The organism is Streptomyces sp. NPDC097981 (genome assembly GCF_040302565.1).
Lineage (GTDB): Bacteria > Actinomycetota > Actinomycetes > Streptomycetales > Streptomycetaceae > Streptomyces.
On record NZ_JBEORW010000166.1, the window covers coordinates 1 to 1,886 of the forward strand.

Genomic DNA, 1,886 nt, shown 5'->3' on the forward strand with positions numbered 1-1,886 from the left:
CAAAACCCGCACCCGCTACGACGAAGCGACCGCCTGGTCCCACCACGCCCAACCCCATGCCGCTTGACACCGAACGACATGGGGTGTCTGACCTCCTGCAACACCCTTAGCCTGCGCGTTTCGGTTGGGGTTGGCTGAGCTGGGTTGATCTTCCGGGTCGGTCGTGATGAGGCTGCTGTCGAGGAACGGGCATGCCGAGGGCCCGGCGCGCGGGTCGGGTGCTCCTGTGGTCCTCGGGTCGTGGGTGGTCAGTGGCGGTTTCGTCGGTCAGGTGGCCGGTCGGGGCAGTGCGATCAGGCGGCTGAACGCGGCGGTCAGTTCGTGGCGCCAGGGCCAGCCGGCGGCGATCCGCAGGCGTAGGCGGCGGGCTCCGCGGGTGATGCGGGCGGCAGTGTGCAGGAGGCGGTAGCGGAGTTTCTTGGGCTCGGCGGTGGCCAACTCGCCGTCCAGCAGCAGGGTTCGGGTCCAGGCGAGCAGGTCGATGGCGGTCAGGGACAGCTCCAGCCAGACCTGGTTGATCGCGAAGTGGCGGGAGGGGAAGCGGCCGAAGCCGGAGCTCTTGCCGCAGCGGATGTGGTCCTCGACCCTGGCGTGGGCGCGGTGGCGGACCTCCAGGTGCTGCAGTGAACCTTCGCCGGCGGGCGTGTCGGTGAGGAAGACCTGGTGGCGCATGCCTTCGTCCTGATCGAACAGGGACAGCTGGGCCCCGGGGTGGGGCCGCTCACGGCGGACGATGATGCGGGTGCCGTCCGGGTGTCCGGTGAGGTCGACCAGGCCGGTCAGCTCGGCGACCTCGGCCCCGGCACGGAGGGAGCCGTCCTGTTCCAGGGCGGGGTGCCAGACCTGTTCGGGCAGTGCGCGAATGGCTCTGCGGACCTGGTCGGTGACGGCGTACCCGACCGAGAACGTGGTCCGGATCCCGCTTTGCCGCAGGGCTCGCAGGTGGGCGAGGAAGGTCTTGGCGCCGCCCGCGCTGTCGGCGCGGACGAGGACAGGGGTGCCGTGGCGGAGGGCGTCGGGGATCTGGGCGAGGGCCTGGTCGAGGACGGTGATGTGGTCGGCGGCGGTGTTCGCGCCGGCGTTGCCCGGTCGCAGGAGACCTGCCAGGGCCTCGCCGGTGTTGTCCAGGAAGCACAGCATCGGGTGGTAACCGAAGCCGCGTTTGTAGGTGGCGGCGGCCCCTTCCTTCTCGGAGTGGCAGGTGACCAGGGTGGCGTCGATGTCCAGTACCAGACCTGGCAGTTCACGTCCTCCGGCATGCGATGCGGGTATCGGGCGTCCGGTCTCGCCGGCCTGCAGCCAGGCGACCTCGCGGGCGGTGGCCCGCGCTGCCCGTAGGGCGTTCAGGGCTGCCGCGTCGATGCCGGCCAGCACTCGCCAGGCGGTCGGGGCGGAGGCGACGGGGTCGAACACGTCGCGCTGGTCGCGGAGCACTGCCAGGTCGGCGATTGCCTCGCCGCCGTCGGCGAGCATCACCGCCAGGTCCACCGCGACACGGCCGGGATCGTGCCCGGTCCCGCGCGGCCGCAGCCGGTGCAGGGCATCGGAGAAGGCACTGGTCAGCGTGGTGGCGTCGGCCAGATCCGCGAGCAGACGCGAGCCGGCGTGGCTGACCACCCCGTGCCCGTCGGCGCTGACGACAAGCTTGGGACGTGAGCGGGTAGGGTGCACGCAGAAAGTGCCTTCCTGCTGGAACGACTGGGACCTTAGACAAGCCTCATCGTTGCAGCGCAGAAGGCATTTTCGCTTTTTCGATCATGATTCGGACGCGACCCCAGATGAAACGCGCAGGCTAGCCTCCCTGTTTCGCTTCGAGTGGCTGAGCTGGTGTGCAGTGGTGGTTCGGTTGCTTCTCGTCGGCGGGCATGGCCGAGGCCCGACGCGCG

General features: G+C 70.0%; 1 protein-coding gene. It reads right to left on the reverse strand.

Annotation, left to right across the window (positions count from 1 at the left end):
* Positions 1-267: 267 nt before the first annotated feature.
* Positions 268-1,671, reverse strand: coding sequence for an IS1380 family transposase (locus ABTY04_RS40805; protein ID WP_352218487.1), 1,404 nt, complete (start codon positions 1,669-1,671; stop codon positions 268-270).
* Positions 1,672-1,886 lie beyond the last annotated feature (215 nt).